Origin of the sequence: Desulfosarcina sp. (assembly GCF_033791525.1) — a bacterium.
GTDB lineage: Bacteria > Desulfobacterota > Desulfobacteria > Desulfobacterales > Desulfosarcinaceae > Desulfosarcina.
This window is the reverse complement of record NZ_JASJGN010000378.1, coordinates 1-14,889: the sequence shown is the minus strand read 5'-3', so window position 1 is coordinate 14,889 and position 14,889 is coordinate 1. Positions and strand designations below refer to the sequence as shown.

16 protein-coding genes are annotated in these 14,889 nt (G+C 54.4%); 4 read left to right on the top strand and 12 right to left on the bottom strand.

From position 1 onward, the window contains the following. Positions 1-11 precede the first annotated feature (11 nt). Positions 12-770 (bottom strand): ABC transporter permease, encoded by a 759-nt coding sequence (locus tag QNK41_RS18620; protein WP_319259954.1) that lies wholly within the window; start codon positions 768-770, stop codon positions 12-14. 83 nt (positions 771-853) lie between these two features. Continuing rightward, complete coding sequence (locus tag QNK41_RS18615) at positions 854-2,521, bottom strand: ABC transporter substrate-binding protein (protein ID WP_319259952.1); 1,668 nt, start codon at positions 2,519-2,521, stop codon at positions 854-856. Between the two features lie 439 nt (positions 2,522-2,960). On the opposite strand from QNK41_RS18615, the gene QNK41_RS18610 reads away from it, so the two are divergent. Together QNK41_RS18610 and QNK41_RS18605 are read left to right on the top strand one after the other, a co-directional pair. Then, positions 2,961-3,857, top strand: a complete 897-nt coding sequence (locus tag QNK41_RS18610; RefSeq protein ID WP_319259950.1) for a sugar phosphate isomerase/epimerase family protein — start codon at positions 2,961-2,963, stop codon at positions 3,855-3,857. Between the two features lie 134 nt (positions 3,858-3,991). After that, complete coding sequence (locus QNK41_RS18605; protein WP_319259948.1) at positions 3,992-4,891, top strand: ADP-ribosylglycohydrolase family protein; 900 nt, start codon at positions 3,992-3,994, stop codon at positions 4,889-4,891. 19 nt (positions 4,892-4,910) lie between these two features. Here the strand turns inward: QNK41_RS18605 and QNK41_RS18600 are convergent, their stop codons facing one another. The 4 genes from QNK41_RS18600 to QNK41_RS18585 all read right to left on the bottom strand — a co-directional run bounded on the left by QNK41_RS18600 (position 4,911) and on the right by QNK41_RS18585 (position 7,159). Beyond that, positions 4,911-5,231, bottom strand: a complete 321-nt coding sequence (locus QNK41_RS18600; RefSeq protein ID WP_319259946.1) for a hypothetical protein — start codon at positions 5,229-5,231, stop codon at positions 4,911-4,913. Beyond that, positions 5,156-5,680: a hypothetical protein gene (locus QNK41_RS18595; RefSeq protein ID WP_319259944.1), complete on the bottom strand. Its 525-nt coding sequence runs from the start codon at positions 5,678-5,680 to the stop codon at positions 5,156-5,158. The genes QNK41_RS18600 and QNK41_RS18595 overlap by 76 nt, the downstream gene beginning before the upstream one ends. A gap of 192 nt (positions 5,681-5,872) precedes the next feature. Next, entirely contained in the window at positions 5,873-6,403 is a 531-nt protein-coding gene (locus QNK41_RS18590; RefSeq protein WP_319259942.1) for an ATP-binding cassette domain-containing protein, read from the bottom strand. Beyond that, complete coding sequence (locus QNK41_RS18585; protein ID WP_319259940.1) at positions 6,404-7,159, bottom strand: ABC transporter permease; 756 nt, start codon at positions 7,157-7,159, stop codon at positions 6,404-6,406. Positions 7,160-7,301: 142 nt separating this feature from the next. Here QNK41_RS18585 and QNK41_RS18580 point away from each other — a divergent pair, with 142 nt between their 5' ends. Then, positions 7,302-8,198 carry a hypothetical protein gene (locus tag QNK41_RS18580; protein WP_319259937.1) on the top strand — a complete coding sequence of 299 codons (897 nt, stop codon included), beginning with the start codon at positions 7,302-7,304 and terminating at the stop codon, positions 8,196-8,198. A 52-nt stretch (positions 8,199-8,250) separates the two neighbouring features. Then, on the top strand, positions 8,251-8,622 hold the full coding sequence (locus QNK41_RS18575) for a hypothetical protein (RefSeq protein WP_319259934.1): 372 nt from the start codon (positions 8,251-8,253) through the stop codon (positions 8,620-8,622). A 67-nt stretch (positions 8,623-8,689) separates the two neighbouring features. On the opposite strand, the gene ahcY is transcribed toward QNK41_RS18575, so the two are convergent. From ahcY to QNK41_RS18545, 6 genes are all read right to left on the bottom strand, one after another. After that, entirely contained in the window at positions 8,690-10,144 is a 1,455-nt protein-coding gene (ahcY, locus tag QNK41_RS18570) for an adenosylhomocysteinase (protein ID WP_319259931.1), read from the bottom strand. A 219-nt stretch (positions 10,145-10,363) separates the two neighbouring features. Next, positions 10,364-11,530: a methionine adenosyltransferase gene (metK, locus tag QNK41_RS18565; protein ID WP_319259928.1), complete on the bottom strand. Its 1,167-nt coding sequence runs from the start codon at positions 11,528-11,530 to the stop codon at positions 10,364-10,366. 39 nt (positions 11,531-11,569) lie between these two features. After that, entirely contained in the window at positions 11,570-12,409 is an 840-nt protein-coding gene (gene panC, locus QNK41_RS18560) for a pantoate--beta-alanine ligase (protein ID WP_319259956.1), read from the bottom strand. A gap of 266 nt (positions 12,410-12,675) precedes the next feature. After that, positions 12,676-13,308, bottom strand: a complete 633-nt coding sequence (locus QNK41_RS18555) for a cytidylate kinase-like family protein (protein ID WP_319259924.1) — start codon at positions 13,306-13,308, stop codon at positions 12,676-12,678. Between the two features lie 57 nt (positions 13,309-13,365). Beyond that, the gene (locus QNK41_RS18550; protein WP_319259921.1) at positions 13,366-14,244 is read right to left on the bottom strand and encodes a universal stress protein; all 879 of its coding nucleotides are present in this window, start codon (positions 14,242-14,244) and stop codon (positions 13,366-13,368) included. Positions 14,245-14,299: 55 nt separating this feature from the next. Continuing rightward, positions 14,300-14,692: a response regulator gene (locus tag QNK41_RS18545; RefSeq protein WP_319259918.1), complete on the bottom strand. Its 393-nt coding sequence runs from the start codon at positions 14,690-14,692 to the stop codon at positions 14,300-14,302. Positions 14,693-14,889: the final 197 nt, after the last annotated feature.

Sequence of the window (14,889 nt, the reverse complement as noted above, 5' to 3'; positions counted from 1 at the left end):
GAACATTTTAATTACATAGCCTGCTTAAACGATAATAAAGACCATATAAACGCGCTGTGCGAAGTGCTCACCGCCCACATGTTCGGCTGGCCGGAAACCATGCCTAACTGGAATGCTGGCAAACTGGCGTTAGAAGCAAATACATCACGACAGCGCGCACTGGATATGGGCGCGAAGAAGTAAAAAAAGTTCAATGAAGTACGAAAAGTACACTGGAATCGTTCCTGACGATTCTCAGCATACGACCCACATGGCAAGCCTATCATGCTGCTGGTTCCCGGCAACCACTTTAAACCAAAAACAAAAAGGGCTGAAAAAAATACAGCGCTGGCAAACTCCGGTACAGATGTGGTTAAAATGCCAAAAACGGATATGGTACGATCCAGCATGGAACCCTCCTTCATTCCTGACAAGACACCTAGAATTAATGATAAAGGGATCATGATGGCAAAGGTCCAGAAGCCTAAGATTGCGGTATTCCATAACCGCGGCAAGAGCACTTCTTTTACCGGGCCTTTGTAGCGTATGGACGTTCCAAGGTTGCCCGTGGCAAAATTACCCAGCCATTTTGCATAGCGCACCACCGTCGGCTGGTTATACCCATGCTGGTCCCGCCACATCTCTTTTTGTTCATCACTGGCAAAATTACCCAGGACACGGGTGGCAGGGTCACCGGTAAGACCTGTTTCCAAAAGCAGGAAGAGAATAATGGATACGACAACCATGGTAAAAAGCATGAAACCGATCCGCTTTAAAAGCAGCAAGATCATTTTGACTCCTTAATTCTGCGACTTGGCTTTTGTGTCTGGTAAGGGCGAAACACAGCCCTTACCAGACATTACACTGGTTTCAATCAAGCCAGAGAGACCTTGTGAAAGCGATAGTATCTGACCGGGTCCATCTCAAAGCCAACCACGTTATCTGAAATCGCCGTGAAAACAGACCGGAAGAAAGGTTGTACCATGACAGCGTCTTCCTGCAGGATTTTCTCAACGTTCTCCATCTTGGCCCGACGGGCTTCAATATCCAATTCTGCTTCCGCTTCGTCCAGGGCTGCATCAAAGGCAGGATTATTATAGCTGGATTCATTCCAGGGCACACCTGAACGGTAGGCAAGGCTGAGTACCATGACACCCAAAGGGCGGTGGGTCCAGGAGGTGAGGCTCAAGGGTGCCTTTGTCCAGACATCCCAATATTGCGCCATCGGCATTACATTCATGATAATGTTGATCCCGGCTTTAGCAGCATCTTCTTTGAGTACTGCAACGGAATTCTGTTCCCAGACACCATCGGTGGTCCCCCCGTTGCAGGTTAATTCAATGCCATCGGGATACCCTGCTTCGGCAAGCAGTTTTTTTGCGCCTGCAATGTCCTGCTTAAACGGCGGAAGTTTAAAATACTCGGGATGGATGCTGGCTACATGATGGTGTTCGGCAACAATTCCTAAACCCTGGTGGGCAATATCGAGATTTCTTTGGGCATCACAACATTTCTGAACTGCCTTGCGCACACGAATGTCATCAAAGGGTTTTTTAGTGCCCTTCATGCGGATAACGCCGGTTTGTGTAGATGGAATTTCGACAACCTTGATTCCCGGAATATTCTTGGCAGCTTCAAGGGTTGTCAAATCAAGGTTGTAGAGTACATCCACCTGTTTTGAAGCGATTGCAGCAAGATAAGCACCGGCATCCTCACCCAGGTCAATGATACGAATTTCATCGAGAAAGACGTCTCCGCCCCAATAGGGTTCTTTGCGCTTTTTCAATACGGCGACCTCACCGACTTTAAACTCAGAAAGCGTGTAGGGTCCGGTACCTACCGGGTTTTTAGTAAGATCCCCTCCCTCTTTTACAAAATTGCGGTGGACAATGCCGGTGGGATAATTGTAAAGATTTTCAGGAATTGACAGAACCGCTGATTTCAGATTCAGCCTTACCGTATGATCGTCTACTTTTTCCACCGCATTTTTGATCATGCGCTTGACAGGGTTGCCTTTTTTATCTTTCTCGCCGGTCTCTTCGATCATGGCGTTAAACAGTCCCATGTTGGACGATCCGGTTTTGGGGTCAAGCCAACGGGTAAAGTTAAATACAACATCATCTGCAATAAAGTCATCGCCGTTTGACCATTTGACCCCTTTACGAAGGTGGAAGGTCCAGGTTTTCAGATCATCAGATGCCTCCCAGCTCTCTGCCAGACCGGGTCTGGTAATATTATCCGGCCCGGTGATCACCAGATATTCGACAATATGCCTGGAAACGATAGATTTCTGAGTCCATGAATAGGTGGCTGGATCGGCCATTTCCTGCACCTGCATAGCATATTTCAGGACCCCGCCCATTTTTTGTTGAGCGGCGACCGCCTTTTCCGGCAACATGAGTCCTGCAATCTGGCCGGCGGCAGTCACGCTGAGGCCAAGAAGTGCACTGTACCGAATAAATTCCCGACGGGATAGTTTTCCCTTGTCCATCTGGTCTTTAAATTCCGTAATCGCTGGATGGATTTTCTCCTTTTGATTCATGTCTTTCTCCTCCTTCGTAGGTAAGATCAATAAACGCCCAATTCATCAAAACAGGCTGGTATTAATGGTGAGATTGAAAAGAAGTGACAATCCCTGCCCCAGAAAAACAAATCCGCCATGGGGCGTCATCGGTTACGTCCCAGATTGCGTTCCCATTGAAGGCAACGTGATGGACAGACACCGTATGTGCCAATATACAAAACGGGGGTGTGAGAATGAAAGCCTTATTGAATTATGATATACAGGGCACCATAGTCAAAAGGGCCGGCTTTGTCAATGAAGGGCTCTTTTGACCTAAAGTAGCGATTGTTGCTCCGCCTGGTTTTTCTAATAAGAATTACTGAAGGTTAAACCACCGTTGCGATCTGCATGGTAATGCGGTAGGAATGCTGTCAGCAATCCGATTTACTACCCTTGAAACAAGACCATTGAGGAGAAAATGAAGCTTGGCCTCCACACCTACAGCCTGAATCTGCACGGCATCGGCCAGGCATGGGCGGGTTTCACCTGCCCCTGGCCCAGGCAGCTCTCGACCTTCCAGCTCTTTGACCTGCTGGTGGATCTGGATCTGGAGGGGGTCCACCTGGATGACGGGGTACTTGAACATCTGACCCCGAGATACCTGCGAGAGGTGGGAGCGGCGGCCAAGGATGCCGGGCTCTACCTGGAGTACAATTTTTCATTGGATCGGGGCGGATTCGGCATCGGTATCCAGCACGATTTATCCGCAGCCATCGAAACCGCCCGCAATTTAGGCGCGGACATTGTCAAAATGAGCATGGACCTGCGCCGCCCCCGGCCCCTGGCCGCCAGCCGGTTTCACCCCCAGGTTATCGGACAGCTGGAAGCGGTTGGGAATCTGCTGAAAACTGCGGCGCCAATGGCCGCCGAGCACGGCATCCGTCTGGCCGTGGAGAACCATTGCGACTGCTTTTCCGAAGAGATCCTCTGGCTGCTGGCCCGGGTGGACAGCCCGGTGGTGGGGGCCTGCATCGATACGGTCAACGGCCTGCACGTCACCGAAGACCCCATGGCCGCCATCGAACGTCTGACGCCCCGTGCGTTTACCAACCATTTTCGGGATGACCGCATTGAATTCCAACGCTGGGGGTTCAAGCTGGTGGGCACTGCCGTGGGAGAGGGAGACATCGACATGCGCCGGGCCTACGAGCTGTTCCGGGATCGCTCTTGCATGGACCGGATCAACATCGAAACCGAGCTGGAAACGCCGTTGGACAACATGCAGAGGGCCCTGGACATGGAGATAGACGCCATTCGGCGCAGCGTCCGCTACTGCCGGGAGGTGTTGGGCATTTCGAGACAGAATCGTTTATGACGCCTGTTTCTCGCACGGATATGCCGTAGCCCTGGTTGCCACAGACGGCACTTTCGGACTTCTGATTTGAAAATCAGCGATGCGTGGCTTATAGTATGGCCTAAACCAAGGCCAACCGAGAAGCGGAGGAACAGATGACAGACAATCGAATCAAAGCAGCAGTCATCGGTGCGTTTGTAGCCGATGCGCTGTCCCTGGGTGTACACTGGGTGTACAACACTGACGTGATCGACAAGAAATTGGGTCGGGTGGAGCACTATTACGATCCAATGACCTCCTACCACACGGGCAAGAAAGCCGGAGATTTCACTCACTACGGGGACCAGATGATGGTGCTGCTGGAATCGATGAGCGGCAGCGGGTTTGATGCCAATCGGTTTGCTGACATGTGGCGCACCTTTTTTGCCGACTACGGCGGTTATTTCGACAAGGCCACCAAAACGACCCTGAAGAATATGGATGCCGGCAAAGACCTGACCGAAAGCGCCTCGGATTCGGACGACCTGGCGGGGGCCTCACGCCTGGCGGCGTTGGTGTCTGTCTATCATGGCAATCTGGAGCAGTTGGTCGGTGCTGCCCGTGCACAGACCCGCATCACCCACAACAATGACCGGGGGCTTTCAAGTGCCGATTTTTTTGCCCGCACCGTCTTTGCCGTACTCGGCGGGCAGCCACCCCAGGCAGCCCTTCAGGCCACCCTGGACACCCATTTTTCCGACAGTTCAATTGCATCGTTGATCACCATGGGATTGGAGAGCCGCGATCGCGATACCCGGGAAACCATCGCCGAATTCGGTCAAATGTGCAGCGTGGAGGCCGGCCTGCCCGGAGCGGTTCACCTGATCTCCCGCTATGCCGACGATTTCAAGACGGCCATGGTGGAAAATGTAATGGCCGGCGGGGATTCGTCGGCACGGGGAATGATCGCGGGTATGGTTCTGGGCGCCGCCCACGGAATGGTGGCCATTCCCGAGGCGTGGCAAACCGGGATGACCGCGAGCCAACGGATCAGCGCCCTCTTAGACCAGTTATAGTGGTTCCCGGCATGGTCGCTCAGGGCCGGATTCCGGCATCGGTGTCCATCGACAGGGGTTCGTCGGGCAGGTTGGAGCGAATGATAATATTGCGTTGCAGACTCTGCACCACCCGATCGATATCCGCCACACCCTCACGGATTTCCCGGATGCCTTCCCTGGCGGTTATCGTTACCCGGGGGATGTCTTGGCTGCCCTGTTTCAAGTTTTCCAGAATAACCTGAATGGTTTCAAGGGATCCCCGGGCCTCTTCCAAAATGCCTTTCAGCGCCTGTACATTCTCCACCACCCCGGTGCCGGCCGTCTGGATCGTGGCCAGATTGTCGCTGACCTGATCCATAAAACCGGCCCCCTGGTGGAGGTTGCGCGCATATCATCCAGCAGGCCGTTCACCTTTTCCAGGTTTGACAGAACCCCGTCAACCAGTTCCCGGGAAGCCACCAAAGATCCCAACGACCCCTGGCCCTGCCCGATACTGCCGGTGATCTGTGCCAGATGGGTGGACGTTTTTTCGATGTTGGCCAACGTAGTCATCAACGGGCCATGCGGTTCTTTAATGAGGATCATCAGGTCAGCGACTTCCTGGATCGTCCGGACGGCCAGCATGGCTTTCTTTTCCACTTCGAACTCCTTGAGGATATCAGCAATGGACTTCTTTTCAATGGACGGGATCATGCCGCCGACAGGAATTTTCGGGGTGTTCGGTGCACCGGGGACGATGGAGATATATTCCGAGCCGATGACAAAGAGACCGACGCTCTTTTCGGCGCTTGAATAGGTGGTTTGCATCAGATCGTCACCTGTCTGACGGTGGCCTTTCTATAATCGTTAATCGAACCTTGTCCGTATCTCTCCACCGGCCACAGTCAGCTGTCGGTTCGCAAAACCGTTCATTTCAGAATTGTGGGAAACAAAAACCACCCCTGTTCCGGAGCCTACCATATTTCTAAGATGGTTCAAAATGCTATTATTTTCAGAAATTTACATGAAATTTTCAGGTCTGTCGATCAGCATCACCGCCGGTGATTTGCACATTTCCCGGATGGCGATGGCCTTCAGCAACTCCCTGTCGCTTAATACGGATGGCCGCCGGTTGAGCATCCGGGATAGACCCGCACCTTTACAGAGGGAATCCATGGTGTTGTCCATATCAATGGTCAAGTCGTTTTCAGAGTAAATCCTCGATATAAGAAGGTTTTCCCGGAGGGTTCGGTTGCTGAGCATGGCCGCGTCGGGGGCCACATAACCAATCTGGCGTTTGACGGCCAGACACTCCCGATAATCATTCAGATCCACCATTTTTCCATTGAAACGGTATTCTCCCCGTACCGGCCGATCCAGTGTGGCCAGAATACGCAGCAGATGCCGACCCTCCGCAGGCGAGTCGGTGACGACGGTGATCACGTCACCATGGGCAACGGTCAGCGAGTGCGCGTCATCGTGCCTGGGTATACCTGGCGACACCAGTGCCAGGTCCTTGATGTCAATGATCGATGTCGGGGCCGATTCCATTTATACGTAAAAAACAAATGAGATAAAAATATTGATCACCAGACAGTAGAAAAAGCAGTCCACGGCAGCTTTGGAGGTAGCCACCGGCACCTGAGTGATCTGGTTTTTACGGGCGAGTCCGTGGTAAAGGCAGGTCACGGTGATCGTGACTCCGAAAAAGAGGCCCTTCAATAATCCAACAGCAATATCGGCACCGACAACCCCTTTGGCTATTTGCTGGAAAAATCCTTCCACGGGCAGCGTGGTGGTGCCACTGACGATGACATAACCGCCGATGATCGCCAAGAGATCGAAAACCAGAATCAGGCTGACGATGGCTGTGGTGATCCCAACCAGACGGGGAAAGCAGACGGTGTGAAGGGGGTCGATGCCAGCCATTTCCAGTGCGTCGATCTCATGGAGGACACGCATATAAGACATCTCGATGGTAACCGCCGTCGCAGAACGCAGGATCACGATAATGGCGGTTACCAGAGGGCCAATTTCCCGCAACACCAGCAGCACCACCAGTTTTCCCAGATCCACCTGACCCGACAACTGGGAAAACTGAACGATCAGCATGCTGCCGGTGATCAAGGCCACGGGAATGATCACGGGGAGGGCCTGAACCGCGGTAAAGTGGACTTGTTCCACAATCACCCGCTTGATCAGGGCTCGACCGGTGCGAGGCAGCGGGAAAGCGATGGCGGTCAGCCGGTAGGTCAGCGCACACAGATCCATCAGCCGGTTGGCGGATCGAATGGTTTTTCTGCCCAAGGCGCCGACGAAATTTTCAATTTTGCCTCAAATCCTCTTTCCCTGTATGGAATACCCGCAAAAGGGGTCATTGGTTGACTTATCCAAATTCTTACAATATATAATTCACGTGGGTCAATAGCATAGGGTTAACTATCAAGAATTGAAAGTAAAATTTACCTTTCTTCACATCCTGTCGCTCTCCTTGCTACTCGTGTTGCCCTTAGCCGCACCCGGTGTGGCCGACGGACCACTGGTTCAAGTCTTGAACACGGGTTGCATCGACTGGAGTGCCGGAACCATAAGGGTGCGCGGAGTTGCTGCCCCCGCCACCATTCATGTTGGCGAGTCGCCGGATTTACCATCGGACATGCTTGATGCCGCCCGGCGGACGGCTCAGTCCAACCTGATTGAATCCGCAAGCGTCATTCCCATCAATTCCGTTTCACGGATAGCGGACCACATGGCCCAAAGCACCGACTTTCGAGACGGCTTGATCTCACTTGCCCGAAATGCGTCCCTCACCCGCCAGGAATATTTATCCGACGGCACCGTGGAAATAGAATTGACCATGAATCTGACCGGCGGGTTCAGCCAATTCGTGCTGCCCGAAGAAATTCGCCAGGTGGACTCGGTGGTTACCATGACGGCGGCCGAAACGGATGCGGATCAGCCTGTAAAAACGGTTGCGCGAAGCGATGGCGGCGCTTATACAGGGCTGATCATCGATGCCACCGGTATCGGTGCAAAGCCTTCCCTGGTGCCGTTGGTCGTCGATGAGTCGGAAGATGTGGTGTACGGACCGGCCTTTGTCAGCCGCGAATTTGCCGTATCCCGGGGAATGAGCGGCTTTGCCACGACATTGGCTGCTGCCCGTAGCGACAAACGGGTGGGACCGCGGCCTCTGGTTGTCAAGGCTGTCAGAACCCGGTCCACGGGAAAGACGGACCTGGTCGTCTCTAGCGCCGATGGGGCGCGGTTGCGAAGTTCGGTGGTTCACTTGAATTTTCTAAAAGCCTGCCGGGTGAGCATCGTCATGGATGCGGAGGCTAGTCAGTAATCGTGATTGCACTATCTATGAAATGCCGCTAATCGGCGAATGAGGAGGCACCATGGCCCAACGCAACTATCTTGCTTTGTTGGTTTTTTCTTTGGTTCTTGTTGTGGCCTGCGGTCCGGATACCATTTTCCTCCGACCGGCGTTGGATACGCCGGCACAGCATGTAAAAAATGGGCACAGCCTTTTAACACGCGGCAAAATCGATGCCGCCAATGCCGAGTTTGTTCGGGCAAAAAGCCTGGACGATGGGTATGCCCCGGCCTATGTCGGTCTTGCTTTGGTTCAGGGTCATCGGGGCGATATTGATGGGGGGGTTGAGATGCTGAACAAGGCCCGAGGTATAGCGGCCACGCCGGATGAAGCCAAAAGCGTCGAACGTGGGTTTGAGACGCTGGAAGGGATGCGATCGACCGCTCAGAATTGACCACAACGGGTGCATATCGAATAGGCATACCGACGGGGCAGGGGTATATTACCCCTGCCCCTTTTTATCAGTAGCGGTAGTGGTCCGGTTTGAAGGGACCTTGCACGGAGACACCCAGATAGTCGGCTTGAACCGGGGTGAGCGTGCTCAGTTTCGCCCCCAGTCGGGCCAGGTGGAGCCGGGCTACCTCTTCGTCCAGCTTTTTCGGCAGGGTGTAAACTTTTCTTTCGTAGCCGCCTGCGGCCAGTTCGATCTGGGCCAGGCACTGGTTGGTGAAGCTGTTGCTCATGACAAAGCTGGGGTGGCCGGTGCCACATCCCAGATTCACCAGCCGCCCTTCGGCGAGGACGATGATGGACCTGCCGGATTTAAGGGTCCACTTGTCCACCTGAGGCTTGATGGGCGTTTTCTTACAATCGGCGCGCTTTTCCAGGTAGCCCATCTCGATCTCGTTGTCGAAGTGGCCGATGTTGCAAACGATGGCCTCGTTTTTCATCTGCTCCATATGCGCCCCGGTGATCACCTGGTAGCAGCCGGTGGCGGTCACGAAGATGTCGCCCAGGGGCGCGGCGTCTTCAATGGTGGTCACTTCGAAACCTTCCATGGCCGCCTGCAGGGCGCAGATGGGATCGACCTCTGTCACCAGCACGCGGGATCCGTAGCCGCGCATGGAATGGGCGCAGCCCTTGCCCACGTCGCCGTAGCCGCAGACCACCACCACCTTGCCGGCCATCATAACGTCCGTGGCACGCTTGATGCCGTCGACCAGGGATTCGCGGCAACCGTACAGGTTGTCGAATTTGGACTTGGTGACCGAATCGTTGACGTTGAAGGCCGGAAAGAGCAGCTCGCCGCGCTGGGCCAGCTGGTAGAGCCGATGGACACCCGTGGTGGTCTCTTCGGAAACCCCCTTGATCGATGCAGCGATACGGGTCCAGAAACCGGAATCATTGGCATAGCCGGCTTTCAGTCGGGCCATCAACAATCGCATATCATCGGAATCGTATGCTTTGTCCAGCAGGGACGGATCCTTTTCCACCGCCACCCCCTGGTGGACGAACATGGTGGCGTCGCCGCCGTCGTCCACGATCAGGTCCGGTCCACTGCCGTCCGGCCATACCAGCGCCTGTTCGGTGCACCACCAGTATTCTTCCAGGCTTTCGCCTTTCCAGGCGAAAACGGATGCCGACCCCTTGCGGGCGATGGCCGCAGCCGCATGGTCCTGGGTGGAAAAGATGTTGCAAGAAGCCCAGCGGATGTCGGCGCCGAGAATCTTCAGGGTGTCGATGAGCATGGCGGTCTGGATGGTCATGTGCAGGCTGCCGGTAACCTTCAGGCCTTTGAGCGGCTGCTGTGGGCCGTATTTTTCACGAACGGCCATCAACCCGGGCATTTCGTTTTCGGCCAGTTGCATCTCCTTGTCACCGAAGTCGGCATGGGCCAGGTCGGCGATTCTATAGGGCAGCGACGGATCGTAGGCTGGCGGGCCATCGATCGCCACCACGTTTTTGGCAAGTGTCATGCGTGTTCCTCCGTAAATGGTGGGGGCCACTGGCCCCCTTTATCTGATCCGAATAGAACCTATCTCAAGAATAAGGATCAGGGTTCAGGGCAAGGCATGAAACGGCGAAAAAGCGCAGCATACAGGTAGTATGTGAGCATGTTGAGTCGTTTCATAACGCCGCCGTGGGCACTTAGACTATTTTTGAGATGTGTTATACAATAATCGTCGTTTCGCCAATTACAAGCCGGCCTTTTCTCGAATAATCTCCGCCTTGTTGGTCTGTTCCCAGGAAAATTCAGGCTCGGTCCTTCCGAAGTGGCCGTACGCAGCCGTTTTGCGATAGATGGGCCGCAGCAGATCGAGGTACTCGATGATCGCCGCGGGGCGCAGGTCAAAGACCTCCCTGACGATCTCCTCCACCCGTTCCTTGGGCACCTTGCCCGTGTGCATGAGGTCAATCATCACCGACACCGGTTCGGCCACGCCGATGGCGTAGGCGATCTGGACTTCACATTTTTTAGCCAGGCCAGCGGCCACGATGTTCTTGGCCACGTGACGCCCCATGTAGGAGGCACTGCGGTCAACCTTGGAGGGGTCTTTGCCCGAAAAGCATCCGCCGCCGTGGCTGCCCTGACCCCCATAGGTGTCTACAATGATCTTGCGACCCGTGAGCCCGCAGTCACCCATGGGACCGCCCACCACGAACCGTCCGGTAGGGTTGATGAAATAACGGGTGTCCCCGTCAATCATCCCGGCCGGGATGACCTTTTTAATCACTTCCTCGATGATGGCTTCACGCAGGTCTTCATGGGTGACGTCCGGTTTGTGCTGGCTGGAAACCACGATGGTGTCCACCCGCTTGGGCTGACCGTCGTGATATTCGATGGTAACCTGGGATTTGCCGTCCGGCCTCAGAAAGTCCAGCGCCCCGTTTTTCCTGACCTGGGTCAGGCGGCGGGTCAGCTTGTGGGCATACATGATTGGCATGGGCATCAACTCCGGGGTCTCGTCCGCTGCAAACCCGAACATCAGCCCCTGATCACCGGCACCCTGGTCCTTGTAGAGGCCTACGCCCTGGTTCACACCCTGGGCGATATCCGGGCTCTGGTGGTCGATGCTGGTGATGACCGAGCAGGTGCGCCAGTCGAAACCCATCTGAGAGGAGTGGTAGCCGATGTCCTTGATGGTTTCCCGGACGATCTGGGGCATATCCACGTAACACTCGGTGGTAATTTCGCCGGCGATAAAGGCCAAACCGGTGGTGACCAGGGTTTCGCAGGCCACACGGCAGCCTTTGTCCTGGGCCATGATGGCATCGAGTATCGCGTCGGATATGGCATCGGCCACTTTGTCCGGATGGCCTTCGGTTACCGATTCGGAGGTGAATAGAAATTTGTTGGTCATACATGGTCTCCTTTGTTAAAATAATTATTCCGCTATGGATCACGGGGTAAGCATCATGTTGTCGATAAGTCGCGGTTTTCCAACCTTTACCGCCATGGCCATGAGCACCGGACCGCTGACAAACGACACATCCTCCAAGGTCTGAGGGTCGCAGATGGTGATGTAGTCGATCGTTGTCTCGGGAACCGCGCTGATCGTCGAAGCAGCGGTCCGGGTGATGGCTTCGACGCTGGACTCTCCATTTTTCACCAGCTGCCGGGATGCCGTCAGGGCCTGGAAAAGGCAGGTGGCCTGCTGCCGTTGGTCGCCCGTAAGATACATATTTCTGGAACTCATCGCAAGGCCGTCGGCTTCCCGGACGATGGGTGCCCCGACGATGTCGATGTCCATCTCCAAATCCTTAACCATCTGTCGGATAATTGCCAGCTGCTGAAAGTCCTTTTCCCCGAAAACGGCCAGGTGCGGTCTGACAATGCCCAGCAGCTTGGTGACCACTGTGGCGACACCGTCGAAATGGCCCGGGCGTGAAAGGCCGCAAAGGTGTCCGGACAGGAACTTCAGGGATACAACCGTCTGATATCCAGAGGGATAAATATGCTGCACGTCGGGAATGAAAACCGCGTCAACACCGGCTTTTTGGGTCAGTTCCAGATCCCGCGCTTCGTCCATGGGGTATGCCGCCAGGTCTTCGTTAGGGCCAAACTGGGTGGGGTTAACGAAGAGGCTCACCACCAAACGGTCTGCCAATGATTTGCCTTTTTCCATGAGGGAGAGGTGACCCTGGTGTAAGAACCCCATGGTGGGTACAAAGGCAATGGTCTTGCCCGATCGGCGCAGATCAACCGAGAATCGTCGCATCTGGTTGATGGCGCGAAAGATATGAATGGCAAACTCCTTTTTTCCGGTTAACCAACGCTTAGCATTGAAGCTGTTTTCTTTTTGGCGTCCGGCCTTTCGACATAATGTGACCGCTGGCGTTTAGGCAGGCCAGCAGTAGTGTAATCGTTCATAAATGTCAATAATGACGTTGCCTTAAAAACGAAAAGCAAAGCCGTTTACCAGCTTTGCTTGGTGAGGACGATGACCCGGGACGCCGGTTGGCATTCACCGTGCGGTGGTTTCGCCAGATCAGACGTCGAGACTGATCATGCCGGGTTCAATGCCAGCTTGAGCCCCACCAGCTTGCAGACCATGTCGCTGGCCGTTTCAAGATCCAGCCGCCCCATGTTCAAAACCATGTGGTATAATTGCGGGTTTTCATAGTCGCTTTTGCCCAGCCGTTTATATAGGCTCACCCGTCGCCGATCTTCGTTGACCACCGTTCGTTCAGCCTTCTTTCGAGATATTTCATAGCGGTCCATCATGAAATTCACCCGGTTTTCAAATTCATTCACCAGCAGGATGTGGACGGCATCGGGATGGTCGTTGAGAATGTATTGGCTGCCCCGGCCAAGGATGACCACATCGCCTTCATCGGCAAACTGGGCAATGATCAGCACCAGGTAGTCCAGATAAATCTGTTCGTCCAGATAGCCGCGCTCATCGGCGAGCACCCGGTCCAGCCAGCGCTTGGAAACCATGCTGGAAATCAATCTGGAAAGTTTGCTGCCGGCCTCCTTTTCAAAGGATTCAACCCAGTGGGTGGAAACATTGGCCTCCTTGGCCACACGCTGAAGTATGTCGCTGTCGGCAAAGGTATAGCCCAGGGACTCAGCGATTTTTTTGCCAAGGGTGATACCGCCTGCGCCGAACTGCCTCGAAATAGTGATGACCGCCATGGGTGCCTCCTCAATCTCGTTGCGGGTTAGGATCGTCTTACACTGCCGTGCCGGCCACTACCCCTCTTTGGGAGGAATGAGCAGGATCGGGAAAATTGATCGTTCAGCCAGCCCTTTGCTGATACTTGTTCCCCACCGGTCCTTCCACAGGCGTTTGCGCGGGGAACCGGCAATAATCATGGAAGACTGGCACTCTCTGGCGGCTTTGTCGATCTCCGCGACGGTATCCCCGATATAGACGTGGGGTTTAGCCGTTATGCCGAAATCTTCAAGGTCGTCGCACAGGGCGTCCAGTTTTTGGCGGCTCTCCTTGCGGGTCTTCTGGATGCCCATGGCCGAGGTTTCCTTTAGGTCTTTTTCGCTGGCCACATGGACCACATCGACTTCGCGGATTACCGCTTTGAGCGACTTCAGATAGTCGATGGCCCGCTGGCTGGCCTCGGACCAGTTGGTGGCCAGCAGGGGTTTTTCAAATGGATTTTCCGCCAGGGGCCCCTTCTGGGCGAGATATTTATAGACCAGTACGGGGGTGGCGGAACGATGAACGATTTCGGTGATGTCGGATCCGGAATAGAGCTGCTCGAGGCGCCCCTTTTTTTCAGGGCTCAGGACGATCAGATCCACGGATTCCTTCTCGGCAGCCTGGATCACCTGGCCGGCGAAACTGCCGACGACGATATAAACGCCCACCTCCATACCCTGTTCGAAAAGCGTTTCCGCCCAATCGATAAACCGGATGTTGGCCTTTTCCCGGAGTCTGATTTCGGCGCTTTTTTCGTAGCCCTTACCCCGCCGCATGGCCACCTTGTCACGCTCGATGACATTCAGGAACACCACGTGGTTGAGCGCAGATTTCTTCAAGTCCATCAGGGACTGCAGGGCATCGAACCGAAGGTTGTCAAAACGGGTGACAAACAACAGTTTTTTTATCTCCATGTTATCTCATCCTTGCCAGCTATGACGATCATTGCGGATCCCGGTTGCCGGAACGCTAACCCAACAGTTTCTTGATTTCACGAGCCAGTTCTTCAGGTTCGACAGGCTTTTCCAGATAGTTTTCCGGTTCGGGCACCGGCTTGTCCCCGAATTCCGTGAGCGCCTTTTGGGATCGCAGAAAGGTGCGTTTGGCCACTCCGGACAGCATGATCACGGGAATACCGATCAGAGACTTATCCGTCTTCAACTCTCGATAGAGGCGAATGCCGCTCTGTTTGGGCATCAGTACATCCAGGATCACCAGATCCGGCCGATCCTTTTTGACGACTTTCAACCCCTCTTCCCCGTTGGCCGCTTCGATGGGCGTATAGCCGCTCTCTTCCACGACAGTGGCATTAAACAATCTTACATCGGGATCGTCGTCCACAATCAATACTTTTTTACTCATCTCGAGGCCTCCTTAAAGGTTAACATCGATATTGTAGGCGTTCTGAGGTTCTGGGTTATTCTCATTCGTTGACCGTGGCTGAAGATTACGATGAACCCTGAAGCGCCGAACCGCTAAACGGTTTAACCGGCGTTCAGTTCAGGCTGACGGGTTCCGGCGCCTGGGCCGGAAATCGTATGCTGAAAGTGGTGCCTTCC